This is a genomic window from Streptomyces sp. A5-4 (assembly GCF_051131715.1).
Classification (GTDB): domain Bacteria; phylum Actinomycetota; class Actinomycetes; order Streptomycetales; family Streptomycetaceae; genus Streptomyces.
This window is the reverse complement of record NZ_CP178591.1, coordinates 469,515-492,942: the sequence shown is the minus strand read 5'-3', so window position 1 is coordinate 492,942 and position 23,428 is coordinate 469,515. Positions and strand designations below refer to the sequence as shown.

The 23,428-nt window shown below is 69.9% G+C and carries 21 protein-coding genes and 6 pseudogenes; 13 read left to right on the top strand and 14 right to left on the bottom strand.

All coding sequences use genetic code 11. The features are described 5' to 3' along the window. Positions 1-75: 75 nt before the first annotated feature. The 4 genes and pseudogenes from ACLLJJ_RS02395 to ACLLJJ_RS02380 form a co-directional block, all read left to right on the top strand. Positions 76-156, top strand: a pseudogene (locus ACLLJJ_RS02395) (hypothetical protein); the annotation flags it as partial. 269 nt (positions 157-425) lie between these two features. Further along, on the top strand, positions 426-1,031 hold the full coding sequence (locus ACLLJJ_RS02390) for an NAD(P)-binding domain-containing protein (protein ID WP_434587579.1): 606 nt from the start codon (positions 426-428) through the stop codon (positions 1,029-1,031). 142 nt (positions 1,032-1,173) lie between these two features. After that, the gene (locus ACLLJJ_RS02385; RefSeq protein ID WP_434587578.1) at positions 1,174-1,542 is read left to right on the top strand and encodes an ArsR/SmtB family transcription factor; all 369 of its coding nucleotides are present in this window, start codon (positions 1,174-1,176) and stop codon (positions 1,540-1,542) included. Positions 1,543-1,564: 22 nt separating this feature from the next. After that, positions 1,565-2,068, top strand: coding sequence for a GNAT family N-acetyltransferase (locus ACLLJJ_RS02380; protein ID WP_434587577.1), 504 nt, complete (start codon positions 1,565-1,567; stop codon positions 2,066-2,068). 20 nt (positions 2,069-2,088) lie between these two features. Here the strand turns inward: ACLLJJ_RS02380 and ACLLJJ_RS02375 are convergent. The 5 genes and pseudogenes from ACLLJJ_RS02375 to ACLLJJ_RS02355 all read right to left on the bottom strand — a co-directional run. Beyond that, positions 2,089-2,536: pseudogene (locus ACLLJJ_RS02375) on the bottom strand (arsenic resistance protein); the annotation flags it as partial. A gap of 56 nt (positions 2,537-2,592) precedes the next feature. Next, a complete protein-coding gene (locus ACLLJJ_RS02370; protein WP_434587576.1) occupies positions 2,593-2,931 on the bottom strand; it encodes a hypothetical protein in 339 nt (112 codons plus the stop codon). 177 nt (positions 2,932-3,108) lie between these two features. Continuing rightward, a pseudogene (locus ACLLJJ_RS02365) lies at positions 3,109-4,169 on the bottom strand (ArsO family NAD(P)H-dependent flavin-containing monooxygenase). Further along, positions 4,166-5,287, bottom strand: a complete 1,122-nt coding sequence (gene arsB / locus ACLLJJ_RS02360; RefSeq protein WP_434587575.1) for an ACR3 family arsenite efflux transporter — start codon at positions 5,285-5,287, stop codon at positions 4,166-4,168. Before arsB ends, ACLLJJ_RS02365 begins: the two are co-directional and overlap by 4 nt. Then, the gene (locus tag ACLLJJ_RS02355) at positions 5,284-5,592 is read right to left on the bottom strand and encodes an ArsR/SmtB family transcription factor (RefSeq protein ID WP_434587574.1); all 309 of its coding nucleotides are present in this window, start codon (positions 5,590-5,592) and stop codon (positions 5,284-5,286) included. The genes arsB and ACLLJJ_RS02355 overlap by 4 nt, the downstream gene beginning before the upstream one ends. Positions 5,593-5,692: 100 nt before the next feature. On the opposite strand from ACLLJJ_RS02355, the gene ACLLJJ_RS02350 reads away from it, so the two are divergent. Beyond that, a complete protein-coding gene (locus ACLLJJ_RS02350; protein ID WP_434587573.1) occupies positions 5,693-6,124 on the top strand; it encodes an arsenate reductase ArsC in 432 nt (143 codons plus the stop codon). A gap of 195 nt (positions 6,125-6,319) precedes the next feature. Next, positions 6,320-6,847 (top strand): helix-turn-helix transcriptional regulator, encoded by a 528-nt coding sequence (locus ACLLJJ_RS02345; protein WP_434587572.1) that lies wholly within the window; start codon positions 6,320-6,322, stop codon positions 6,845-6,847. 560 nt (positions 6,848-7,407) lie between these two features. On the opposite strand, the gene ACLLJJ_RS02340 is transcribed toward ACLLJJ_RS02345, so the two are convergent. The 3 genes from ACLLJJ_RS02340 to ACLLJJ_RS02330 form a co-directional block, all read right to left on the bottom strand. After that, on the bottom strand, positions 7,408-8,529 hold the full coding sequence (locus tag ACLLJJ_RS02340) for a sugar ABC transporter substrate-binding protein (protein ID WP_434587571.1): 1,122 nt from the start codon (positions 8,527-8,529) through the stop codon (positions 7,408-7,410). 333 nt (positions 8,530-8,862) lie between these two features. Next, positions 8,863-9,009 carry a hypothetical protein gene (locus ACLLJJ_RS02335; RefSeq protein ID WP_434587570.1) on the bottom strand — a complete coding sequence of 49 codons (147 nt, stop codon included), beginning with the start codon at positions 9,007-9,009 and terminating at the stop codon, positions 8,863-8,865. A gap of 624 nt (positions 9,010-9,633) precedes the next feature. Next, positions 9,634-10,080, bottom strand: coding sequence for an anthrone oxygenase family protein (locus ACLLJJ_RS02330; RefSeq protein WP_434587569.1), 447 nt, complete (start codon positions 10,078-10,080; stop codon positions 9,634-9,636). 91 nt (positions 10,081-10,171) lie between these two features. Between ACLLJJ_RS02330 and ACLLJJ_RS02325 the strand changes: the two genes are divergently transcribed. Together ACLLJJ_RS02325 and ACLLJJ_RS02320 are read left to right on the top strand one after the other, a co-directional pair. Further along, entirely contained in the window at positions 10,172-10,750 is a 579-nt protein-coding gene (locus ACLLJJ_RS02325) for a TetR/AcrR family transcriptional regulator (RefSeq protein WP_434587568.1), read from the top strand. Between the two features lie 149 nt (positions 10,751-10,899). Further along, on the top strand, positions 10,900-12,006 hold the full coding sequence (locus ACLLJJ_RS02320; RefSeq protein ID WP_434587567.1) for a DUF6528 family protein: 1,107 nt from the start codon (positions 10,900-10,902) through the stop codon (positions 12,004-12,006). Here the strand turns inward: ACLLJJ_RS02320 and ACLLJJ_RS02315 are convergent. The 3 genes and pseudogenes from ACLLJJ_RS02315 to ACLLJJ_RS02305 form a co-directional block, all read right to left on the bottom strand. Beyond that, positions 11,987-12,698, bottom strand: a pseudogene (locus ACLLJJ_RS02315) (GH12 family glycosyl hydrolase domain-containing protein). The gene ACLLJJ_RS02320 and the pseudogene ACLLJJ_RS02315 sit on opposite strands and share 20 nt — an antisense overlap. Positions 12,699-12,844: 146 nt before the next feature. Further along, positions 12,845-13,849: pseudogene (locus ACLLJJ_RS02310) on the bottom strand (WD40/YVTN/BNR-like repeat-containing protein); the annotation flags it as partial. A gap of 92 nt (positions 13,850-13,941) precedes the next feature. Further along, positions 13,942-14,331, bottom strand: a complete 390-nt coding sequence (locus ACLLJJ_RS02305; protein WP_434587566.1) for a hypothetical protein — start codon at positions 14,329-14,331, stop codon at positions 13,942-13,944. A gap of 121 nt (positions 14,332-14,452) precedes the next feature. Between ACLLJJ_RS02305 and ACLLJJ_RS02300 the strand changes: the two genes are divergently transcribed. Further along, positions 14,453-15,184 carry a class I SAM-dependent methyltransferase gene (locus tag ACLLJJ_RS02300; protein ID WP_434587565.1) on the top strand — a complete coding sequence of 244 codons (732 nt, stop codon included), beginning with the start codon at positions 14,453-14,455 and terminating at the stop codon, positions 15,182-15,184. A 490-nt stretch (positions 15,185-15,674) separates the two neighbouring features. On the opposite strand, the gene helR is transcribed toward ACLLJJ_RS02300, so the two are convergent. Beyond that, the gene (gene helR, locus ACLLJJ_RS02295) at positions 15,675-17,846 is read right to left on the bottom strand and encodes an RNA polymerase recycling motor ATPase HelR (RefSeq protein ID WP_434587564.1); all 2,172 of its coding nucleotides are present in this window, start codon (positions 17,844-17,846) and stop codon (positions 15,675-15,677) included. 747 nt (positions 17,847-18,593) lie between these two features. Between helR and ACLLJJ_RS02290 the strand changes: the two genes are divergently transcribed. From ACLLJJ_RS02290 to ACLLJJ_RS02275, 4 genes and pseudogenes are all read left to right on the top strand, one after another. Further along, positions 18,594-19,139, top strand: coding sequence for an ABC transporter substrate-binding protein (locus ACLLJJ_RS02290; protein WP_434587563.1), 546 nt, complete (start codon positions 18,594-18,596; stop codon positions 19,137-19,139). Between the two features lie 43 nt (positions 19,140-19,182). Beyond that, entirely contained in the window at positions 19,183-19,428 is a 246-nt protein-coding gene (locus ACLLJJ_RS02285; RefSeq protein WP_434587562.1) for a hypothetical protein, read from the top strand. After that, positions 19,412-20,742, top strand: a pseudogene (locus ACLLJJ_RS02280) (LLM class flavin-dependent oxidoreductase). The gene ACLLJJ_RS02285 and the pseudogene ACLLJJ_RS02280 overlap by 17 nt, the downstream one beginning before the upstream one ends. 85 nt (positions 20,743-20,827) lie before the next feature. Beyond that, entirely contained in the window at positions 20,828-21,019 is a 192-nt protein-coding gene (locus ACLLJJ_RS02275; protein WP_434587561.1) for a DUF6381 family protein, read from the top strand. Positions 21,020-21,342: 323 nt separating this feature from the next. On the opposite strand, the gene ACLLJJ_RS02270 is transcribed toward ACLLJJ_RS02275, so the two are convergent. Then, positions 21,343-21,918, bottom strand: a complete 576-nt coding sequence (locus tag ACLLJJ_RS02270) for a GNAT family N-acetyltransferase (protein ID WP_434587560.1) — start codon at positions 21,916-21,918, stop codon at positions 21,343-21,345. Continuing rightward, complete coding sequence (gene tsaD / locus ACLLJJ_RS02265) at positions 21,918-22,967, bottom strand: tRNA (adenosine(37)-N6)-threonylcarbamoyltransferase complex transferase subunit TsaD (protein WP_434600276.1); 1,050 nt, start codon at positions 22,965-22,967, stop codon at positions 21,918-21,920. Before tsaD ends, ACLLJJ_RS02270 begins: the two co-directional genes overlap by 1 nt. Positions 22,968-23,428 lie beyond the last annotated feature (461 nt).

The window sequence follows — 23,428 nt, the reverse complement described above, 5'->3', positions numbered from 1 at the left end:
GCTTGCGCCGCCCAGCATGGCACCTGTATTGATAAGCGTCAACATAGATAAACGTCGAAGTTGAGGGGTTCGTTCGTGGAGCGCATCGACGTCGCCGTGATCGGCGGCGGTCAATCCGGCCTCGCCACCGCGCAGGCCCTGTTGCACCAGGGCCTGCGGCCAGTCGTGCTGGAAGCATCCGGCCGGGCGACAGGATCCTGGCCGCACTACTACGACAGCCTCACCCTCTTCTCTCCCGCTCGGTACAGCTCCCTGCCCGGCATGTCATTCCCGGGCGCCGATCCGAACCGCTACCCGTACCGGGAACGAGGTCGCCGCCTACCTGACCGCCTATGCCGCCCGCCTGGACGCGGACATCCGCAACGACAGCAGAGTTACCGGCGTCCGGCGCAGCACCGGCGGTTTCGAGGTGGAGATGGTGGCCGGTGGCCGGCAATACGGCGCGGGCCGTGGTCGCGGCGTCCGGCACCTTCGGCCGCCCGTACCGCCCCGCCTTTTCTGGCCTGGAGGGGTTCACCGGCACGCTGCACGCTGCCGACTACCGCCGTCCCGGACCGTTCGCCGGTCAGCGGATCGTGGTGATGGGCGCCGGGAACTCCGCAGTGCAGATCACCGCCGAACTCGCGCGAGTCGCCCGGGTTACGCTCGCGAGCCGCGCGCCGGTGAAGTTCGCCCGCCAGAAGATCGCCGGCCGGGACCTCCACTTCTGGCTGAAGTGCACCGGCCTCGACAGTGCCCCGCTCGGCGGCCTGCTGCGCGAGCCCCGTACCCAGCTCGTCATCGACGACGGCCGCTACCGTGCCGCCCTCGCCCAGACTGCGCCGGACCGGCGACCGGTGTTCACCGGAATCGACGGTGCGAGGGTGGTGTGGGCGGATGGGATCAGGGAGGAAGTCGATGTGATCGTGCTCGTTACCGGCTACCGCCCCGACCCGTCCTACCTCGCCGGCCTCGACGGCGCCCTGGACGCAGCGGGGAAACCCCGGCGCCGCGGTGGCGTCGCGCTCACGGTGCCAGATCAGTGTTCGTAGGGCTGGAGTGGCAGCGCTCCCTGTCGTTCAACTCGCTGCGTGGAGTCGGCAGGGACGCGGCCCGTGCCGCCCGTCATCTGGCCGGCATCTTCGGTGCCGATGATCCTCGCCCACTTGGTTCGACATGTGTCAACATAGACGCATGTCGAATACGAAGGCGCTGTCGTTGCTCGAAGCCGACGGGATTGTTGTGCCGTGCTGTCCGCCGCTGACCGAACGTCCGATGACAGCCGAGGAGGCCGAGACGGCCGCGCGGATGTTCAAGGCGCTCGGCGACCCGGTGCGGCTGCGGCTGTTCTCCGCCGTCGCCTCGCACGAGGGCGGCGAGGCGTGCGTATGCGACATCTCCGACGTCGGTGTCTCTCAGCCGACGGTCTCCCACCACCTGAAGAAGCTCAAGGAAGCTGGTCTGCTCACCTCCGAGCGGCGCGGCACCTGGGTGTATTACCGCGTCGAGCCGTCCGTCCTGGCAGCAATGGGCGCTCTGCTGACGCTGCCGACCGCGGCCTGACCAGGAACGGAGGAGGGGGGAGATGCCGAGCAGCAGCGCCGTGGTGGCCCCGTTGACGGCGGAGCACGCCGAGCAGGTCCTGGCGATCTACCAAGCCGGGATCGACGAAGGGAACGCCACCTTCGAAACCACTGCGCCTTCCTGGGAGGCGTTCGACGCGGCGAGGCTGCCCGGCCACCGCTTCGTCGTCCTCGACGAGACCGGGGCGGTGCTGGGCTGGGTCGCGGCCAGCGCCGTCTCGGACCGGTGCGCGTATGCGGGCGTGGTCGAGCACTCCGTCTACGTCCGCCCAAACGCCCGGGGCCGCGGTGTCGCCGGCGCGCTGCTGAAGGCACTTGTCGACTCGACCGAGGCGGCCGGGATCTGGACGATCCAGTCGGGGATCTTCCCGGAGAACACCGCGAGCCTCGCCCTGCACGAGCGGGCCGGCTTCCGTGTCATCGGCACCCGCGAACGCATCGGCCGCGACCACGGCGCCTGGCGTGACGTCGTCCTTCTGGAGCGCCGCAGCCCGGCGGTCGACTGAACCGGTGGCCGGCAGGAGGCGGGGATGGCGCGGACGTAAATGACCATCCCGACGACTTCGACCAGGGCTTGGGTGACCACGGCGGCGGCGGCCACGGCCAGCTCGTCCGGCAGAGCCAGCGCGAGCGGCAGGACGACCAGGGAGTTGCGGGTGGCCCAGTCCTGGGTGAGCCAGGCCAGCGCGAGCGGGATCACGATCAGGAAGGCGAACGTCTGCAGGAGGGGACCGCCTCCACCACGTCGCCGAGGTCCGGGCCCGTGAACAGCCACAGCAGCGGGGGCAGGAGCAGCATCTGGGTGAGCAGCAGCAGCGGGGTGGCGGCAGAGTCCGCTGGCTGCTGCCGCCGGCCAGGCCGCTGAAGACGATCACGTAGTCTCGCGCACGCGCGAGCAGCACCAGCAGCGTCCCGATCCGCAGTGCCTGGTCGTTCGGCAGCAAGGAGAACAGGCACGCGACGACAGCCGGCACAGTAGCGAGGGTCTAAAAGTTCGCCCATGCGACCTACCCGCTGCGCGGTTCCATGCTCACGGCACGTCCCTGCGTGCTGCTTCGGCCCGGGCCGCCAGTGCTTCGAGGACCTGCTCGTGTGCCGGGTCCGCCTCCACGTCAAGCGTCACGGTGCCCGTGTTCGTGGTGACGGTGAAGGCGAAGAACGAGCAGCAGTCGCTCTCGCGCCCGGCGAGGTTCCGCACACGGTCCTCCATCCCGGGACAGTCGGCCATCTCCAGCCGCACGAGCTGCGGACTCGTACGCGCAACCTGCCGCAGCCGCCCGGCGAACAACGTGTCCCACTCTCCGACCCGCAGCGGCCGCTCCGCGGTGGGCAGTGTGCAGGACTGCGGCACCCAGTCCAGTCCGGCCATGGCTCTCACTCCCGTCGTCACACCCAGGCGCTCCGGGGAAATCTCCGACGGTAAACCTGTACCTGGGTACCGGATACAAGTCCGTTCTCGTGGTCGGGCACGTCAGGTGTCCCTTCATCCGGGCCCGTGTGGGGCTCGTCGTGCGCGGGCCTGGGCGAGCGCGGCCGTGTGGGGGCGTCAGGCCAGCAGGTCGCGGATCTGGCGGGCGGCCTCGCGGGCCGGACGGCCGACGCCGATCAGTGTGGCCGATGCCGGACCGGTCCAGTCGCCGTAGCCGAGCAGGTGCAGCCGCGGTTCACCGATGGCTCGGGTACCGTCGCTGGCGATCTGTCCGCGCGGGTCCCGCAGTGAAAGCGGGGCGAGGTGGGCGAGGGCGGGGCGGAAGCCGGTCGCCCAGATCACCGCGTCCGCCAGGGCCGTGGTCCCGTCCGCCCAGCCGATGCCGTGCCCGGTGAGGCGGGCGAACATCGGCTCCGCTTTGAGCAGACCTGCGTCCCGGGCGGCGCGGACCGGCGCGACGGCGACGATGTCGCCGAGCGAGGCGACACCCCGGTATCGGCGGTGCCCGCGTCCAGGGCGCGGCGCCGTGCGGTGGCGGCGTCGAACAGGGCGTGGCCGTCGATGTCGTCGGCCAAAAACTGGGGCGGGCGTTGAGTGACCCAGGTCAGGGAGACGTCCCCGGACAGGGCGAGGTCGGCGGCGATCTGTGCGCCGGAGTTCCCGCCGCCGACCACGACGACCCGCTGCCCGGCGAACGCCTTCGGGCTGCGGTAGCCGGTGGTGTGCAGCTGGCGGCCGTCGAAGACGTCGCGGCCTGGGACGGCAGGGATGAAGGGTCGCCACCAAGTGCCGGTGGCCGAGACGACCGCCCGCGCCGACCAGGTGCCCGCGTCCGTCTCCACGCGCAGCCGGTCCCCGTCGCGCCGTACGGATTCGGTGGCGACGGGGCGGTGGACAGGCAGACCGTAGCGCTGTTCGTAGTCGGCCAGGTACTCCACGACGTGGGCGGCGTCCGGGTATTCCGCTCCCGCTTGAGCGGGCATGAGCCGGCCGGGCAGGGAGGAGAACGCGGCCGGGGAGAACAGGTGCAGCGACTCCCAGGTGTGCCGCCACGCCCCACCCGGCGCCGTCTGGGCGTCGAGGATGACGAAACCCAGTTTCTGGCGGCGCAGGTGATAGCCGGCGGCGAGTCCCGCCTGCCCGCCGCCGATCACCACTACATCCACGGTGTGTGTCACGGAGCCGTCGTCACCGCGTCGACACCGAACTTCTTGCGCCAGGCGAGCGCGACGTAGACCAGACCGATCAGCACCGGGACCTCGATGAGCGGCCCGACGACCCCGGAGAGGGCCTGGCCGGAGGTGACGCCGAAAGTGGCGATGGCGACAGCGATGGCCAGCTCGAAGTTGTTGCCCGCCGCGGTGAATGCCAGCGTGGCGGTGCGGTCGTAGGCCAGGCCCAGGCCCTTGCCCAGGAGGAAGGTGCCAAAGAACATGATCGCGAAGTAGACCAGCAGCGGAGCTGCGATCCGGACGACGTCCAGCGGCTGCGAAGTGATCGTCTTGCCCTGCAGGGCGAACAGGATCACGATCGTGAACAGCAGCCCGTACAGCGCCCACGGGCCGATCCTCGGGAGGAACCTGTTCTCGTACGCCTCGCGGCCCATCTTCTGCTCGCCGACGCGGCGGGTGAGGAACCCGGCCAGCAGCGGCACGCCCAGGAAGATGATGACGTTCAGTGCGATGTGCCAAATGGACACGTCCAGGCCCTGGCCGTCTCCGAGGTTCATCCAGCGGGGCAGGAGGTCGAGATAGAACCAGCCCAGCAGGCCGAACGCGAAGACCTGGAAAACGGAGTTGAGTGCGACCAGGACGGCCGCGGCCTCGCGGTCTCCGCACGCGAGGTCATTCCAGATGATGACCATGGCGATGCAGCGGGCCAGCCCGACGATGATCAGGCCGGTGCGGTACTCGGGCAGGTCCGGCAGGAAGATCCACGCGAGGGCGAACATCACCGCCGGGCCGATGATCCAGTTGATGACCAGCGAGGAGACCATCAGCTTCTTGTCGCCGGTGACGCGCTCCAGCTTGTCGTAACGCACCTTGGCGAGGACCGGATACATCATCACCAGCAGACCGAGCGCGATCGGCAGCGAGATCCCGCCGACCTCGATCTTCGCGAGTGCGTCGTTCATGCCGGGGACGAGACGACCCAGGCCCAGGCCAACGGCCATGGCGAGCAGGATCCACACCGCGAGGTAGCGGTCCAGGGTGGAGAGCTTCTTGACGACCGAATCGTTTTCGGCCGGGCCGGCGCCGTCTGCGGGCTTCTGCGTGGTGGGCTCGATGGAGGTCACGGGCAGGCCCTCTTGTTCTCGGAAGCGGTACGGGCGGAGGCGGCGAGCTCGGCGAACTGGCCAGCCAGGGAGTCCAGGACCTCGGGGCGCAACTTGTAGTACGTGAAGCGGCCGCACGGCTCGGTCTGCACCACTCCTGCCTCGCGCAGCACCTTCATGTGGTTGGACAGATTCGTCTGCTTGGCCCCGGTCTCCTCCACCAGGTGCGTCGTGCAGAGCGTCTCCCGAGCCAGCAGGGTCACGATCTTCAGGCGGAGCGGATCGCCCAGCACCCGGATTAGGTCAGGATCGACTGAAGTCAGCATGCGCTGATACTGTCACATCACCACTCGCTGATACCAGCGGGGGCTGAAGTCATGGGCGGCAGGGTTCCGCCCCGCCCCGCGACGAAAGAGAACGATCACCATGGCCGACTCCTCCGGCAAGCCGTCCGTCCTGTTCGTCTGCGTCCACAACGCCGGCCGCTCGCAGATGGCCGCCGCCTGGCTCACCGACCTCGCCGACGGCCGCGTCGAGGTCCGCTCCGCCGGCTCCAACCCGGGCGAGGCCGTCAACCCGGCCGCCGTCGAAGCGATGGCCGAAGTCGGCATCGACATCTCCGCCGAAACCCCGAAGATCCTCACCGTCGACGCGGTCAAGGAATCGGACGTCTGCATCACCATGGGCTGCGGCGACACCTGCCCCGTCTTCCCCGGCAAGCGCTACCTCGACTGGAAACTGCAGGACCCCGCAGGCCAGGGGGTGGAGGCCGTCCGCCCGATCCGCGACGAGATCAAGACCCTGGTGGAGAACCTGATCGCCGAGATCGCTCCTGCGAAGCCGGGGGCCCAGGCGTGAGGGGATACGCGACGCCGTCATCATCGGCTCCGGCCCCGACGGGTACACCGCCGCCCTTTACGCCGCCCGTGCCCAGCTGAACCCCTTGGGCCGGTAAGACATCAGCTTCCCGGCCTGCGCAGCATTCCTGACCTGGTCGAGGCAGCGGTACGGCTCGGCCGGCCGGCCGACGCCCACGAGCCGCTCGCACGGCTCATGGACTGGGCACACCCTGCATCGCAGCCGTGGATAGACGCGCACGTCCAACGCTGCCGCGCACTACTCGCGCCGGAAGCGGACGCTTCGGGCCTGTACCGGGCCGCATTGCTGCTGCACCCCGACGACCGGCAGTTCGAACGCGCGCGAACCGCTCTGCTCTACGGCGAATGGCTGCGCCGTATGCGCCGCAAGTCCGAGGCCAGGGCCCAACTCCGCGACGCGTTCGAGACCTTCCGGAGGCTCGGCGCCACGCCTTGGGCGGAGCGAGCCCGCGCCGAGCTCGATGAGACCGGGGAGGTGGTACCGAAGCCCGAGGCGGCGGGGGGAGCACTGGCAGGTCTCACCTCCCAAGAACGGAAGATCATCCGGCTGGCCGCCCGTGGCCTCTCCAATCGGGACATCGGCGCGCAGCTGTTCCTCAGCCCGCGCACTATCGGGTATCACCTCTACAAAGCGTGCCCCAGACTCGGCGTCACCGCGCGAACCGAACTCGCGGCTCTCGAACTCACCGATGTCACACCATGACCCCACGTCGGTGACCCCGCCCAGGGCCCGTGTCGGGCCAGTCGGGTCATGGCCGGTTGCCGCCGGCCATGAGGCGGACCGACCATCACGGTGCCGACTCAGTTCGCTCTACTTCGGAGGCCTGTCGGCACGCCACCTGGCGTACGCGGGCCTCATCACTCCAGACTCCGACGACGTGATCGGGCAACTGGCCCGGATGTTCCGTATCGACCCCGAACCGCACAACTCCTTCGGCTTCCAGAGCGTCACTCGGCCACTCAGAACGCGGTCAGTCCGGTGATCGACCAGAGGGCCATTGCACCGTCGGTGGGTCAGCCGGAACTCCGCCCGTAGCGAGCTGTGCACACGCCGAGAAGTTCTGCCCGCTCCACCGTCCGGGCCGTGTCTGCCGTCCGGGCCGTGCCCGGTAGAACCGGGGTGGTCCGGACGGGGCGCGGCGCACCGACCTGCTCTCCGTTCTGGCCGCCTGAATGGCGTGGCGGCAGCTGCCGGCCTTGGGCATTCCAACGCGCAGACCCAGCAGACGAACGCGTACGGGGTGGCAGGTCGGCCTGGTGGGGCTACTCGAGCCCGAGTTCCTTGCACTGGGCCTGGATCTTGGGGACGCAGATCTGCTGTGCCGTGTAGAGGCCATCGGTGATGACGGTGTCGTTGATGTTGTTCCTGGTGAGCGCGATGACGGGGATGCGGACGGTGGGGACGGATTTTTCGGTGGGGGTGTCGATGTCGGTGTGCGCGGCGGCGCCGAGCGACATGTTCCTGGCCAGCAGGATGGCCATCTCCGCAGCGGCTTCCGCCTGCGATGCGTACTGCTTGTAGACGGTCATGTGCTGGTCTCCGGCAACGATGCGCTGGACGGCGGCGAGTTCGGCGTCCTGGCCGGTGACCGGTGGGAGGTCGGTGAGGCCGGCGGCTTTGAGCGCGGTGATGATGCCGCCGGCCATGCCGTCGTTGGCGGAGTAGACGCCGGTGATGGTCTCTTTGCCGAGGTAGCCGATCGCGGCGGTCATGTTGGCCTGGGCGTTTTCCGGTTTCCAGTCCTTGGTGTCGTACTCGAGGCCGATCTCGACTTTGCCGTCGAGTTCGGTGTGGGCGCCCTTTTTGAACAGGGCCGCGTTCGGGTCGGTGAGGGCGCCGTTCATCATCACGATCTTGCCCGGCGCGGATCCGGTCCCCGAACCGGACCCGGCTTTGCCCTCCGCCTTGAGGGATTCCAGGAGGGACTTGCCCTGGATGTGGCCGACTTGCTCGTTGTCGAAGGAGACGTATCCGTCGATGGGGCCCTCGGCGAGGCGGTCGAAGGCGATGACCGGGATGCCGGCATCGTCTGCTTCCTGTATGGCGCCGGCTATCGCCTTGGAGTCGACCGCGTCCACGATCAGCACGTCGACGTTGTCCTTGATCATGGATTGGAGCTGTTGCGTCTGCCGAGCGGCGTCGTTGTTCGCGTTGGCGTACCGGACCTGGCCCTTAGTGTTGGTGAGCCGCGCGATGCGCTTCTCGATGACTGGCTTATCGAACTGCTCGTAGCGGGCGGCCTGGTTCTCCGGGAGCAGCAGGCCCACAACGATGTCGTCACTCAGCCTCACACCCGGTTCCTCGGTCGTCGCGCAACCGGCGAGCGAGAGGGTCATCGCGGGGACGGCGGCTGCGAGCGCAGCGCGACGAAGAAGTGCGTTCATGGGTTGAATCCAAGCTCCCTGGCTGGCCGCATCAATTGCGGCCAAGGTGGCCGAAAGCCAACTCGGTGGTGGAGAGAGCGTCAAGATGTGTCGAGTTAACGTGACCGCAACGTGATTGTGCGTAATCAAGTGTTGAGGCATCTGTGATCGGCGGGGCCGGGAGCGGAGTGCGGTGACGGTGCGAAAGGCCGACCAAGCCCGGTCGGGTGTGCCGACTGCACTGTCTTGTGTGTTTGCGCAGCTCGGCGGGGGTCCGTTGGGTTTCTGATGGGGGACAAGTCAAGCTGCCGGAGTGGGGCTTGAAGCATGGTGAGCGCCGGTCGGCGCCCAGGTTCAGAGTTCGTCGATGCCGATCACGTTGCCGAACGGATCGGTGAGCTGGGCGATGCGGCGGCCCGGCGCAGTCGGCGACTTCCAGCGGGCCGAGGTGGTGGGTGCACCCTGCGTCGAGCAGGCTTTGGCGAGCGGCGTCGAGGTCATCGACGGCCCAGTACGGCACGGGACTACCTCCGCGCCGGTTGGGTCTTTCATCCAGCGGGTCGGCCTCACCGATGCTTCAGGCGTTCAGCGTCGTGGACGGCGGATGGCCGTAGCGGTTGCGACGCTTGGCCGCAAACCAACCCAGGTTGGCAAATCCCCCGGAATGTGCGACATCGGACACGGTGGCCGAGCCCTCTTGGGCGGCAGCCCGCAGGTACTGATGGGCTCGCTCCAGGCGTACCGAGCATCCTCAACGGTTCCTCCTGGGAAGATTGCCAGGCAGCCCCCTGAGTAGGGTCTTACCTGGTCACGGGGTCTGTAGGGGCCTTGGCCCTCTGCGGTCGGTGGCACCTCGGGCGCTGTCCGGCGGGACTGATGCTGACTCAATGCAGACTTCTCCGACGTGCCGTCAGGATCGTTGAGCGTTCCGCCGTTCTTGAGCTGCAGGCGTCCAGTACCGAAGGGGTGTGACCGGAACGGGAAGCGGCGCGTCGAAGGCTGAGCATGGATCCGCTGATCCCGGGCCGCTGTTGAAGAAGGCGGCGTCTGCTCCGGCCCGTACCCGCCCAACATCGTCTTGAGGTTGCCCAGCTGGGCGCCGTCCTCGAAGCGGAAGCCGTGGGCTCAGGCCAGGGCAGCGACCAGCAGGGCGAAGGCGGCGATGATGACGGCGACGCGGACGTAGTGGAATCGGTCCCAGCGGTTCATCTGCTGCTTCCAGTCGGCGGGCAGGCCGTCCGCGGTCCATGTCTTGACCCGGTTGTTGATCGGGACGAGCAGCAGGATCGACATGACCACGCTGATGATCAGCAGCGCGGCGGCGGTGACGACGAGGCCGGCGGCGGGGTGGTGCCATTCGGCGACGGCCCAGACTGCGCTGAGGACCAGTGAGCCGATGTACCAGAACGGCATCACGGCGCCGAGCAGCCGGGCCCCGTGGGTACGGCCGCGCAGGCCGTTGTCGCCGGGGAGGCCGTTGAGGATCGGGTTGACGAAGAAGGCGACGGAGAACTCCACCCCCACCATCACGCCGACGGCCAAGGTGGTGAAGATCTCGAGTGCGTTGAGCATGATGACCCCTCCTGGAATCTAGCGGCGCTAGATTGTGACGCAAGGCTAGTACTGCTGCCGCTCGATTGTCTAGCGATGCTAGGATCAAATCATGTCGGTACAGGATCGCAAGGAGCGCGAACGGGCGGGCCGCGAACGTCTCATCGTGGCGACGGCCCGTGAACTCGCCGAGCAGCAGGGCTGGGACGCGGTCACCACCCGCCTGCTCGCCGAGCGCATCGAGTACAGTCAGCCCGTCCTCTACAGCCACTTCCGCGGCAAGCGCGAGATCATCGGCGCCGTCGCCCTTGAGGGCGCGGCCGAGATGGCCGCGGCGCTGCGGGCCGCGGCCTCCACCGCGGACAGCCCGCGCGCCCGGGTCGCCACCCTCGCGGGCGCATACCTCGACTTCGCCGAACGCAATCCGGCGGTCTACGACGCCATGTTCCGGCTCGACGGCGGTCTGGTGTTCGCGAACAAGGACACCCCGGAGCCTTTGCAGGACGCCTTCGCCGCCCTGCTGGAGAGCCTCGGCGAGGTCGCCGGGGGCGGGGTCCACCCGGCGCTGTTCACCGAGGTGTTCTGGGCGGCCCTGCACGGGCTGGCGACCCTGACCCGGGCGGGACGGCTGCCGTCGGGGGACGCCGAGCGGAGGGTGGAGCTGCTGGTGGACCGGCTCGCCATGGTCTGACGCGCCGTCCGGTCGGGCAGCCGCGGCCCTCCGGTCCGGCTGCCCGCCTACGGCATCGCTTCTGGTCACTCGCGCCCACGCGGTGGAGCCGTGGCGGGCCGCGGTGTTTCTGCACCGGGGGACGGGCCGGTGTCTGCCAAGGTGGCCGGGTGCGCGTCGACCCCGGTGTCACCGGCAACAGTCCCCCTCCTCCGCTCCGGACCCGTCGGGCCGTGCTGCGTGCTGGTGCGTCGGCGCTGGGGGCGTCGGCCGCCACGGCATCCGGGGGCCGGGCGCAGGGCGCCGCGCGGCCGTGGCCGGGGCGGTTGATCCTGGCCTGCGACCAGGCGTCCCGGTCCGTACTCCTCCTGGACGGCGTATCCACATACTGGAGCGCCCGTGGCGGGGCGCGCCCAGCGTCCCCGTCGCCCCTGTGGACGTGGAGCGCCGAGACCGACCCGCAGGTTGCCGACCTGAACCCGAAGCGGTTCTGGCGCAATGTCAGTGAGGCGAAAACCGCCTCCGCGGGGGGCGCGTCGCTGGTGCTGACCTGCGCGTCGGAGGGCCTCGCGGCCGTCCTGCGGGTGGGGACGGGCCGGGTGGCCTGGGCGCTCTCGCTGCCGCTGGCGAACCTGCACAGCATGGAGCTGCTGCCCGACGGAAACATCGCCCTGGCCGCGAGCACGGCCGGTTTCGTCCGCGTGTACGCCGCCTCCCGGGGCCCGCGCGCCGACACGCACAGCGAGGTCCCGCTTCCCGGCGCCCACGGACTGCACTGGGACGCCACCGGTGGGCTGCTGTGGGCGCTGGGCACCAGGGTGCTGATGGCACTGGCGGTGGAGGGTTCCGCGCGCCACCCCCGGCTCACGCCGATGCTGACGCTCCCGCTGCCGGAGCCCGGCGGCCACGACCTCGCCCCGGTGCCCGGCGCACCGGGGCGGATGTGGCTGTCGACCCGTACCCGGGTGCACCAGTTCTCCGTACGCCGCCGGGAGTTCACTTTGGGCCCGTGGTGGCCGCGCCTCGACCGGCCGTCGGTCAAGAGCGTCAGCCAGAACCGGCTGACCGGCAGAATCCTCACCGTCAGCCCCGACCCGGCGTCGCCCTGCACCTGGTGCACCTCACGCATTCAGTTCCACCGTCCGCACGCCACGGCGGAATTCGCCGGGTCGAGCCTCTACAAGGCTCGCTGGTGGGACCTGGCGGACGTGCCGGCTCCCGCTTCGGCCGGTGCCCCGCGGGGCACCGGCCGCGCGATCAGCCGCCCGACACCGTGAGGTTGTTCGTCCGGAAGTCCAGGCCGCCGGGCGAGCCGCTGATCTCGTAACCGAACTGCACGTCACCGATGGTCTCGTCGCCCATCCAGCGCTTGGTGTCCTTGAGCCACTTCAGGATCGGCAGGATGTTCACACTGCCCGCGCTGGAGTCCGAGGTGCGCAGGAAGGAGAAGACCTCGTTGGCGCCGTTGTCGCCCTTGCACACGGCCCAGGTGTGACCGCCGAGGGTGGCGTTGCCCTGGGGCGTGCCGAGTGCCCCGACATTCCCGTTCCGGTTGACCCAGAGCATGATCTCGTAGTCGTGGTCGGTGTCCCAGATTTCGTACGACGTGTTGTAGTCGCCCGAGGAAGGGACGGTGACGTTGCAACTGCTGGTGAGCGAGGAGAGAGAAGTGATCGATTTGCCGATCACCTTCTTGGAATTGGGGTAGGACTTGATGCCGCTGGTGGCCGGGTGGCCGGGTGGTCGGCGTTGACGCCCCAGTTGGTGCCGGAGTTCGCCCAGACGCGCTGGCGGCCTGCGCCGGATCCCCAGATGTTGTTGTAGAGCGTGTAGCCGTTCAGGCCGGTGTTGCCCCATTGGTCGCAGGTGTTCCAGACGGCGGCCTGGGCGGGGGCCGAGGCGAGGCCGATCAGCCCACCAGAGCGAGAGCGGGTGCGGCTAGGGTGCGTGCGAGAGTTCGGCGTGCCATGGGTGTTCCCTCCATTGTGATTCGCGGTGGGGTGCGTGGGGATCCTGGGGGCGCGAGCGGGTCACGACCGGAACACTCGCACTCCGTAACGCTCCAGCTCCACCCGGCCGCTCACCTCGATGCCGGTGAGCAGGCCGTGCCGCCGATCACCGCGGATCTCCGTACTGGATGCCACGGCCGTTGGTGGAAAGATAGACGCGGCCGTGGACGCGCGAGTCACCAATGATCGTCTCGCCGGTCCAGCCCCACTGGTGGGCGCCGTCGTTGATACGGGTCCAGCTTCTCGCCGCGTCGTCGGAACGGAGCACCGCCGTGACGCTGTCCACCGAACCGACCTGGAAGATCACCGGATGGGTGGCGCCCGGGGCGGCCTTTCCGAACCCGAGACTGTGCGAGGCCCGGCAGCTGGTGATGCTGCTGAACGTGGCGCCACCGTCCTTCGAGCGGTGCAGACCGCCCTCCTTCGCCGAGAGCCAGAGCTCACCATTGCGGCCGGGCGTCGCCACGATCCTGAACTGGGCGTCGCCCGAAGGCAGTCCGGTCGCCCGCGCGGTGAAGGAGACACCGCCGTCGGTACTGGCGTACACCGTCCCCCCGTCGGTGTCGTACGCGTAGAAGCGGCCCGGCGCGAGGGGATCGGCGACCGGGGCGGCGCCCCGGGGGAAGGAGGACACCTCGCTCCAGGTCGCGCCGTTGTCGGTGGAGCGGTGCGCGGCGTACCTGGTCCCGTCCCAGTGGACGAAGGACCACAGCAGCGTGCTCCCGTCCGCGCTCACGGCGATCGGCCCCGGTGCGCTGGTGGCGATGGGCGGCTGGGCGGAACGCCACCCAGGTTCGTCCGCCGTCGTTGGAGTACGCGCCGTTGCCGTGGTCACCCCAGCCCGTGCGCGCGACGTACGAGGGCCGGACCGCGGCCTGGGCGAGCCCGGTGGACGAACCCATGACGGGGTTGGACGCCATGCCCCGCGAGGGGGAGCCCGTGAGCCGCTCGTGGTGCAGCACGCCGATGTCCCCGAGGCCGTTGAGTAGATGGGCCTCACCGGCCGACGGCGAGATCAGCTGGCGGACGGCGCTCACCTCCAGGCCCCGGACTGGACCTGCGGCGCCCAGCGCAGCAGATCACGGGTGCCGTAGAGCGTCGCGCCCGTCGTGAAACCGATGTCATCGGATCGAGAACCCGGGCACGCCACAGGGGGTGCGCATGTGAAGGGAAAATGCGCACCCCCTGCGACCTCTGTGCTTTTCAGCGCACGGTGACGAAGACGGTCGGCGAGATCGCGCCGCCACCGACCATCCGCAGTGAGTTGCGACCCTTGAGGCCGAGCTTGACCCGCAAGTTGTAGGCGGCCTTGTTGTTGGTACGCATCGACACGGGCAGCGCCACCCATCGCTTGCCCTGCTTCTGCTGCAGGGTCACCCGGGTTCCCGTCTTCAGGTGCCGGCTGGCGCCGTAGATACGGAACTGCTGCCAGACCCGCACGCGGTTCGCGGTGGCCTTCGCCGTCAGCGTGGGCCGCACGGCCGTGGTCGTGGCCGACTGCGGGGTCGCGGTGGCGCCCGCCACCGGGCCCGCCAGCAGGGCGGCTGCGGTCAGGCCGACGACCGACACGTACTTGAAGCGGTTGATGGACACTTCCTCAACTCCAGCTCTGGGTTTTCTCGCGCCTCGATGAGACCGCCAGCCTAGGCAAATAGTGATGAAATATCATGTATCGACTCACCGGCGGTGCGGACCGGCGATTACGCTGTGCCCGGTGTTCACCTCCCAGGGACCCACCTTCCGCGAACTGACCGCCCAGGCCCTCTCCTCCATCGAGCGCGGCTACGACCTGCTGGCCCCGAAGTTCGACCACACCCCCTTCCGCACCCCGGACCGCTTGCTGGACGAGGTCGCGCGCACCCTGCGCCCGCTCGGGCCCTTCGACGCGGGCCTCGACGTCTGCTGTGGGACCGGCGCCGGCGTCCGTGCGCTGGCCCCGCTGTGCCGGGAGCGGGTCACCGGGGTCGACTTCAGCGCCGGGATGCTGGCCACCGCACGCGAGAGTGTGGGGGACGGGGGCCCGGACCGGCCCGCGCTGGAGTGGGTACGCGCCGACGCCCGCGCCCTGCCGTTCACCGGGGCGTTCGACCTCGCGGTGAGCTTCGGGGCGTTCGGCCACTTCCTGCCCGCCGAGCGCCCGGGACTGTTCGCCGAGGTGCACCGGGCGCTGCGGCCCGGCGGCGTGTTCGCCTTTCCCATCGGCGCGCCCCCACCGCTGGACACCCCGCTGTACTGGACGCTGCTCGGCTTCGACGCCGTGATGCGGGTGCGCAATCTGCTGTGGCGGCCGAAGTTCGTCATGTTCTACCGGACCTTCCCGCTGCGGGGCGTGCGGGACGACCTCGTGCGGGCCGGTTTCACGGTGGAGCTGCTGCCTCTGGAGGAGTTCGGCCGTCGCCCGGACGGCAGCCCCAAGTGCCGACTGGTGGTGGCCCGGCGGGGCTGACCGCCGTCCCGCCGCCCCCTTTCCGCCGTCACATTCCCGCCGTACGGCCGCAACGCCCGTGCAATACCGGGCGCGCATTAGGCTGTTCACGATGCGGGCAAACTGTCCACGATGCGGCAGCGGTTTGGTCGGGTTCCGCCGTTCCGGCTACGTTGCGCGCCATGTGGCGATCCGCACACCTGACGACACGAGGTCATGTAGGTCATGTCGACCTCAAGCCTGGTGGTCGTCGAGCCCGGCGTGTGCCGGTTGCCGGGGGTGCCTGGCCGAGCTGCGCGCGGAAGTCGCCCGGCGCTGCGGGGTGTGCGCGGACCCGGAACGGGCCGTGGTGCCGAGCAGCTTCCCCGGCGCGGTGCTGGCCACTGCCGGTGGCGCGGGGGCGCTGGGCGTTCTGCACGCGGACCCGTTGAGCTCATGACACGTACACCCGTGGTGCGCCGGGGCCCGGGAACGCCCACCCCGGCGGGGGCGGGCGTTCGTCCGGCCGGCGTCAGGAGCTCGTGAGAACGACGAGCTGCCGGGTCGCCCGGGTCATCGCCACATAGCGGTCGACCGCGCCTTCGATGCCCTCGCCGAACGCCTGCGGGTCGACGAGGACGACCAGGTCGAACTCGAGCCCCTTCGACAGCCCGGGGGTCAGCGACCGGACACGGGACGTCGCCCGGAAGGTGGGATCGCCGATGACACAGGCGATCCCCTCGGCGTGTGCGGCGAGCCAGCTGTCCAGGACCGGGCCCAGATCCGCAGCGGATCCATGGACGACGGGGATGCCACTGCTGCGGATGGACGTCGGTACGTTGGCGTCCGGGAGCACGGCCCGGATGACCGGCTCCGCTTCCACCATGACCTCTTCCGGCGTCCGGTAGTTGACGTTCAGGGAGGCCACCTCGATCCGGTCGAGCCCGACCCGCTCCAGCCGCTCCTGCCACGACTCCATGAACCCGTGCCTCGCCTGGGCGCGGTCCCCGACGATGGTGAAGCTCCGGGACGGGCACCGGAGGATCAGCATCTGCCACTCCGCGTCGGTCAGTTCCTGGGCCTCGTCCACGATGACGTGGGCGAACGGGCCGGCCAGCAGGTCCGGTTCGGCGCAGGGCAGTGCGCTCTCGTCGATCAGGGTGTCCTGCAGGTCCCGTCCGTGCAACATCCCCAACGCGCCTTCGCTCTCGTCGATCTCGACGTTCTGTAGCAGGCTGTCCATGACGTCGGCCCGGCTCGCGCGTTCGGCTGCGACGGCGGCCTCGTGCCGGCGCTTGCGCCCGGACGCCTCCGCGTCGCCGAGCCGCTGTCGCGCCGCGTCCAGGAGCGGCAGGTCGGACACCGTCCAGGCCTGGGCGTCCGGGCGCTGGAGCTTGCGTACGTCGTCCGGGCCGAGCCGGGGAGCGCACTTGCGCAAGTAGGTGGGCACCGACCACAGGTCGCCGACGAGGTCCGTGGCCGCCAGCATCGGCCAGGCGCGGTTGAGGGTCCCGATCAGCTCCCGGTTCTGCAGCAGCGACCGTCTGAGCAGCTCGGGCGTGACCCCGTCGCCGTCGGCGTACTCCTCCATGTGCTTGTCACTCAGGATCGTGACCAGTTCCTCGCGGATCTGATCGCGCGCCTCGTTGTGCGCGGTGCCCGGTTCCACGGCTTCGAACGCCGCGGTCCAGTCGTCGGCGCCGAGCCAGATGTCCGACCAGTGGGTCGAGACCGTCATCCCCTTGGCGGGCGGCTCCTCATAGATGGCGACGGCCGGTTCGATCGCCTTCACCAGGTCCGCGGACGCCTTCAGCCGGGCTACGTCCGGGTCGGTCTCGACCGCCGCCCCGGCTCCCTCGGTGACGAGGTCCCGCACGACGCAGGTCTGCACGCCCTCCTCGCCGAGGCTGGGGAGAACGTCGGCGACGTAGTCCAGGTAGGGCCGGTGCGGACCGACGAACAGCACGCCGCCCCGACGGTGACCGAGGCGGGGATCGGCGTAGAGCAGGTAGGCGGAGCGGTGGAGGGCGACGACGGTCTTGCCCGTACCCGGTCCGCCGTCGACGACCAGAGCGCCGCGGGACCCCGCGCGGATGATGGCGTCCTGGTCGGACTGGATGGTGGAGAGCACATCGCGCATCCGGGCCGACCGGTTGCCGCCCAGGCTGGCGACGAACGCGGACTGGTCGTCGAGTGCGGCGCGCCCCTCAAGGCCGTCGGTGGTGAACACCTCGTCCCAGTAGTCGCTGATCCGGCCGCGGGTCCAGCGGTACCTGCGGCGGCTCGCCAAACCCATCGGGGTGGCGTGGGTCGCCGCGAAGAACGGCTCGGCCGCGGGGGAGCGCCAGTCGACGAGCAACCGGTTGCCCGTGCTGTCGGTGAGGCCGAGGCGCCCGATGTACACGGGCTCGGAGCCGTCCTCGTGGACGAAGTGCCCGAGGCACAGGTCCAGGCCGAAGCGGCGCAGGGTACGCAGACGACCGGTCAGGCGGTGGATCTCGATGTCCCGGTCCATCGCTTCGCGGCCGATGCCGCCGGGGGCCCTGCGGGTGGCTTCGAGCCGGTCGGAGAGCTCGGCGATCGTCTGATCGAGGCTCTCCGCGATGGCCGCGAAGTGCTGCTCGTCGCCGGCGATCAGCTTCGGATCGGCCTTGGGGGAGAGGCGATCGGCCAGGTCGAACGCGCTGGTGGTCAGGGAATTCACGTGATCAGCTCCGATCTGCTGCCGCGCGCGGCCATGGCACGCGGCAATGCGTCGGGCCCGGCCTGACGGTTCAGGGCGCCGGGGTTGACAGGTTCTCGTTCTCCGGATTCCGGCACGGCCGACCGCGGCCGCACCGACGGTCCGACCGGCACCAGCGGTTCGGCGTCCCCGCGCGACCCGTACGTCGACAACACCACACGCATTCCGCGAATCTCACTTCCCATGGTTTCTGGTTCAGGCCGACGATTCTGCGGTACACCCGGGGCCTTGCCGCAAGCCCCCCGGTGCGCTATAAGTTGTAAGTGGCAAGGAGTGGGTGACAGTGACCTCCTTGCCTTCGTCATTTCCCGCCCGCCCTCCGCAGGGCTCGGCGTCCCGTCCCCGGCGCCCGACCGTGCCCGAGGCCGACGCCCGATCGTGGCTACTTAATTCAGATCGTTGCATTGTTGACCGGGCCGCGGCCGGAAAGCGATGATGGATTCATGACCAGCCAGCAGCGGATTATTCAGTACGTGCCCGGAGTGGCACGGCGCTGCCGCGCGGCTCTCCCGGTGCGTGTTGCCGCCCGGCGCTCCTGTTGTCGCCCCCGTCCGGGCCCGCGATAACCGGCGGATTTTTCTGCCCCACCGGCTTTCCGCCCCGTTTCGCCCTTCGTTCCTGAAGCCTCTTCGCAGTTGGTGTCCGACTGCCGCTTCGTCCTGCCTTTTCTGCTCCTACATCGTCCCGGCCGACGACCACCGCATCGTCGTGGCCCGGGTCGAGGACGCCTGGCTCGACGAAGGACGCATGCCCCCGGGGGCTCCGCCGCCGGGCACCACATCGGCGATAACCGTCCGCACCGCGAAATTGCAGCTGGCCGCCTCCGGTCTCGACAAGGAATTGCAATTCACGGTCTCGCAGTGGCCCAATCTGCTGGCCGGACCCGACATCATCCAGGGGTTCCGCGCCAAATCCATCGACCTGGCGAGCAACGCCGGGATTCCGCCGATCCAGGCCCAGACCATCGGCGTGGGCGCGAAGATCGTCGCGGTCCAGGTGCGGAACCATCCCTCCTTCGTCTTCGCGACCGCGCCCGGCTCCTCGGTCACCAGGGTCGAGGACTTCCGGGGGAAGAAGATCGGCTTCTCCCAGGGGCAGGCGGAGGGGGTGGTGGTCCTGCGGGCCCTCAAGGAGGCCGGCCTGCGCAACAGCGACGTCGAGCTTGTCGCCCTGCCCAGCACCCAGTTCCTCACCGCGCTGCAGTCCAAGCAGGTGGACGTGGCCCCGCTCGGTGAGCCGACGCTGACCAAGTAGCTGAGCCAGTACGCCAAGGACGGCGCCCTCGGCGTGAGGACCGGTGTGGTGGACCTGCCTGACGGTTCTGTGGGCGCCGGACGAGGTGCTGGCGGACCCGGCGAAGGCCGCGGCCGTACGGAACTTCGTCCCGCTGTGGGCCCGCGGCCAGGTGTGGGCCTGGGAGCACACCGACCAGCGACGCCCGGTTCCAGGAGTACCGCGACCTGCTGCTCACCGTGCTCGGCGTGAGCCCGCCGCAGCAGCCACCGACGACCACGAGGAGAAGCCGAATGTCCCGCACGCCTGACCGTAAGCAGCTGCACCTCAACGCGTTCCTGATGTCCGCCGGTCACCACGAGGCCGCGTGGTGACCGGCGGAGAGTCCCGAACAGGGCGGTACCGACGTCGAGCACTACAAGGATCTGGCCCGGATCGCCGAACGCGGCAAGCTGGACTCGGTGTTCCTCGCCGACAGCCCGGTCCTCATGGGGGATCCCGGACGCAGACCCGCGACCAAGCTGGAACCCACCGTGCTGCTCGCGGCGCTGGCCGGGGCCACCAGCCGTATCGGGCTCATCGCCACCGCGTCCACCAGCTACAACGAGCCGTACAACCTCGCCCGCCGGTTCGCCTCGCTGGACCATGTGTAGGCCGGCCGGGCCGGGTGGAACATCGTCACCACGGCGGGCGCCGACGCGGCCCGCAACTTCGGCCTGGACGACACCCCCCTGCACCGGGACCGCTACCGGCGGGCCGCCGAGTTCGTCGAGGTGTCCACCAGGCTGTGGGACAGCTGGGCGGACGACGCGGTCGTCGCGGACAGGGAGCTCGGCGTACACGCACGGTCGGAGCGCGTACGCGCCATCGACCACGTCGATGAGTTCTTCCGGGTGGAAGGGCCCCTGAACGTACAACGCCCCCCGCAGGGCCATCCGTTGCTGGTGCAGGCCGGATCGAGCGAGGACGGCAAGGACTTCGCGGCCCGTTACGCGGAGGCGGCGTTCACCGCCCAGCAGACCCTGGAGGACGGCGTCGCCTTCTACAAGGACCTCAAGGGGCGCGCGCAGGCCCTCGGCCGTGACCCGGACACCCTCAAGATCCTCCCCGGCATCGTGCCCGTCATCGGGGACACCGAGGCGTTGGCGCTGGAACGCCTCGGTGTCCCGGAGTACGCCAGACGGCAGCTGGCCAGGCAGCTGAAGATCGACCCGGAGGCTCTGCACCTCGACGAGGAACTGCCCCAGGACATTCCCACCGAGGACGAGATCCAGGGGGCGAAAAGCCGCTACACCCTGATCGTCGAGCTGGCCAGACGCGAGCGGCTGACCGTACGGCGGCTCATCGGCCGGCTCGGTGGCGATCGTGGCCACGCACCTTCGCCGGTACGGCGGAGCAGGTGGCCGACACCATCGAGTACTGGTACGACAATGGGGCCGCGGACGGTTTCAACATCATGCCCGCGGTGCTTCCCTCGGGGCTGGAGCTCTTCGTGGACCGGGTCGTTCCGATCCTCCAGAGGCGCGGCCTGTTCCGCACCGAGTACACCGGCGCCACCCTGCACGAGCACTACGGACTGCCGCGCCCCGCGAACCGTCTGTTCGACACGGTGGGCGCCCGGTGACGGACGGTAGCCGTTCGACGTGCAGGGACGGCGAAGCCCTGGTTCGCTGAGGGGGCCCGCTCTCCCCAGCGTCCGAGGAGTGACCATGAGCGTCGCAGACGAACCCCGTGGCCGAGCGCAGCAGATGCGCGAGAAGGCGAAGCAGCTGAGTGAAGCCGCGGAGCGTGCCAGCGATCCGCAGGACCGTCAGAGGCTTCAGGACAAGGCCAGGCGGTTGCAGGACCAGAGTATGCAGGAGGGTTCGGCGAGTGGGCCGGACCAGTACTTCCCCGAGTGACGCACCTGCCTGTTTACGACCGTATGCCTCCCGTCCGCCGAGCGGACCGGGAGGCATACGGTCGTGATGGCGCAGCAACTCGCGTACTGCGCAGGCGCGTTGAGTCGCATCGGCCTGCGAAAGCGGTCCTGGTGTTGTCGAGGGCCGTCCGGCCGGCCGTGGAACGCGGCGCGGTCCCACCCGTGACGCGGTCGGCGCCGGTGGCCGGCGCTGTCCGACCGGAAAGTTCAGCTTCTCGCACGCCGGGGGCGTGGTCTCGGGCGACACCGCCGTGCGGATCGTGAAGCAATCCGGTCTGTAGGGGAGTTGGGCGTGCGCGACGCTCAGAGGGGTGAAGCGGTGGAGTCGCGCGCGGGGTGGCGGGGGCCGAGGAAGACCGCCAGGCTTCCGCCGCCGGGCGCCGGGTGTGTCGCCTGGTGCCAGCCCAGCCGCCGGTAAAAACGCAAGGTCGCCCCGGCCCGCGCGGAAGTCAGCAGCCAGCACCTTCCGTCGTCGGCCTCCCGGGTCACCGCGTCCAGCAGCGCCGCGCCCAGTCCGCCGCGGTGCGCCCGGGGGCGCACCGCGAGTTCGTCGACCTCCAGGCCGCCGCAGAGCCACGCACCGGCGCGCTCGGCGCCGAGCGCGGCGGTGACGCAGGCGTACGAGCGGTCGACCGGCAGCGGGGTCGCGGAGGTGAAGGCCGTCGCGAAGCCCAGCACGTCCCGGTCGGCGCCGAGGGCGAGCGCGCCGGTGAACCCGGGGCGTGCGGTGTCGGCGGCCAGCCGGTCCTGGTAGTGGCGCGCCTCGGCGTCGCCCTCGTGCCAGGGCGGTCCGGCGAAGGCCTCGGCGTACACGGCGCGTATGCCGGGGGAGTGCGCGAGCATCGCCGCGCCCGACGCCCGGCGGACCGTCGTGCCCATCACGCGGCCCTGGCGCCCGGGTGCAGCGCCGCGAACCTCAGTGGCGCCGACGGATCGACGGAGACGTCCAGCGGCGCCGGCTCGGCGCCCGCCCGCAGCAACAGGTCACCCACCGCCGCGATCATCGCGCCATTGTCGGTGCACAGCCCCAGCGGCGGGACCCGCAGCGTGATCCCCGCGGCCAGGCAGCGCTCCTCCGCGAGCGCTACCCGGGTGTTCGCGGCGACCCCACCGACGACGACCAGGGTGCCCACGCCGAATTCGGCGCAGGCCGCCACCGCCTTGCGGGTCAGTACATCGGCGATCGCCTCCTGGAGGGAGGCGGCCCCGTCGGCCACCGGCAGACGCGTGCCCGGGTGCCGCTCGGCCCATCGCGCCGCAGCCGTCTTGAGGCCGGAGAAGGAGAACGCGTACGGAGCGTCCCTCGATCCGGTCAGCGGGCGGGGGAACGCCACCCCGCCCGGGTCGCCCCCGCGCGCGGCCCTGTCGATGGCCGGTCCGCCCGGATAGGGCAGCCCGAAGACCCGGGCGACCTTGTCGAAGCACTCACCGGCGGCGTCGTCGAGGGTGTCGCCGAGATGAGTGATCGGGTCGCACGCCAGGTCCCGTACGAGCAGCAGTGAGGTGTGCCCGCCCGAGACGATCAGGACCACGCACGGATCCGGCAGTGGCCCGTGCTCCAGGGTGTCGGCCGCGACATGGCCCGCGAGGTGGTGCACGCCGTACAGCGGCACATCCGGTGCGTACGCAAGGCTCTTCGCGCCCGCGAGGCCGACCTGGAGCGCGCCCGAGAGGCCGGGGCCGGTTGTCACCGCGACGGCCCCGATGTCGGACATACGCAGTCCCGCGTCGTCCAGCGCCCGCCGCACCACGGGGCGCAGGGACTGGAGGTGGGCGCGGGACGCGATCTCCGGCACCACCCCGCCGAAGCGGGCGTGTTCGGCCATGCTCGACGCGAGCGCGTGCCCGAGCAGCCTGCCGTCGCGCACCAGCCCGGTGCCTGTCTCGTCGCAGGACGACTCGATTCCGAGCACGACCGCAGAGCCCACGGAGTCCACCGGGTGACCCTTTCTGCTTGATATCGGTAGTTGCACATCATGGGCAATAAGGAATCCGGGGCGGTGTCGGTGCGGTCGGCCCCGTGCCGGTGCCTGCGGACCGGGGCCGACGGGAAGCTTGGCGAACTTGGCAGATCGCGCCGGGAAGATGCGCAGGAGTTGGCGATCCGCCACGCCTTGATGGCGTCCGGTGTCACTGCCAGAGTCGGAGGGCGACCCGCCGGAAGCTCACCACCGCACCGGCAACCGGGGCCGATTCGGCCCTGATGTCGGTGATCCCGGCACATCCGGACGGACCCTCCCGTCGACGCGTCTCACTCGTGGGCGGATAGCCATGGCGGGTCGCACACCAGTGGCGGAACCCCCGGATGTCCTTCGCATCCTCGGGATCGGGAACGGGCCGGTGGCATTCGTACGGCCGAAGCTGAGGGGCTCCGGCGGGAGGCGGAGGT

Bases quoted from the DNA above. Each gene is read 5' to 3' on its own strand.
- ACLLJJ_RS02385 (WP_434587578.1), top strand. From the start codon at position 1,174: ATGTCGAATACGAAGGCGCTGTCGTTGCTCGAAGCCGACGGGATTGTT.
- ACLLJJ_RS02380 (WP_434587577.1), top strand. From the start codon at position 1,565: ATGCCGAGCAGCAGCGCCGTGGTGGCCCCGTTGACGGCGGAGCACGCC.
- ACLLJJ_RS02370 (WP_434587576.1), bottom strand. From the start codon at position 2,931: ATGGCCGGACTGGACTGGGTGCCGCAGTCCTGCACACTGCCCACCGCG.
- ACLLJJ_RS02355 (WP_434587574.1), bottom strand. From the start codon at position 5,592: ATGCTGACTTCAGTCGATCCTGACCTAATCCGGGTGCTGGGCGATCCG.
- ACLLJJ_RS02350 (WP_434587573.1), top strand. From the start codon at position 5,693: ATGGCCGACTCCTCCGGCAAGCCGTCCGTCCTGTTCGTCTGCGTCCAC.
- ACLLJJ_RS02345 (WP_434587572.1), top strand. From the start codon at position 6,320: ATGGACTGGGCACACCCTGCATCGCAGCCGTGGATAGACGCGCACGTC.
- ACLLJJ_RS02340 (WP_434587571.1), bottom strand. From the start codon at position 8,529: ATGAACGCACTTCTTCGTCGCGCTGCGCTCGCAGCCGCCGTCCCCGCG.
- ACLLJJ_RS02335 (WP_434587570.1), bottom strand. From the start codon at position 9,009: ATGACCTCGACGCCGCTCGCCAAAGCCTGCTCGACGCAGGGTGCACCC.
- ACLLJJ_RS02330 (WP_434587569.1), bottom strand. From the start codon at position 10,080: ATGCTCAACGCACTCGAGATCTTCACCACCTTGGCCGTCGGCGTGATG.
- ACLLJJ_RS02325 (WP_434587568.1), top strand. From the start codon at position 10,172: ATGTCGGTACAGGATCGCAAGGAGCGCGAACGGGCGGGCCGCGAACGT.
- ACLLJJ_RS02275 (WP_434587561.1), top strand. From the start codon at position 20,828: ATGAGCGTCGCAGACGAACCCCGTGGCCGAGCGCAGCAGATGCGCGAG.
- ACLLJJ_RS02270 (WP_434587560.1), bottom strand. From the start codon at position 21,918: ATGGGCACGACGGTCCGCCGGGCGTCGGGCGCGGCGATGCTCGCGCAC.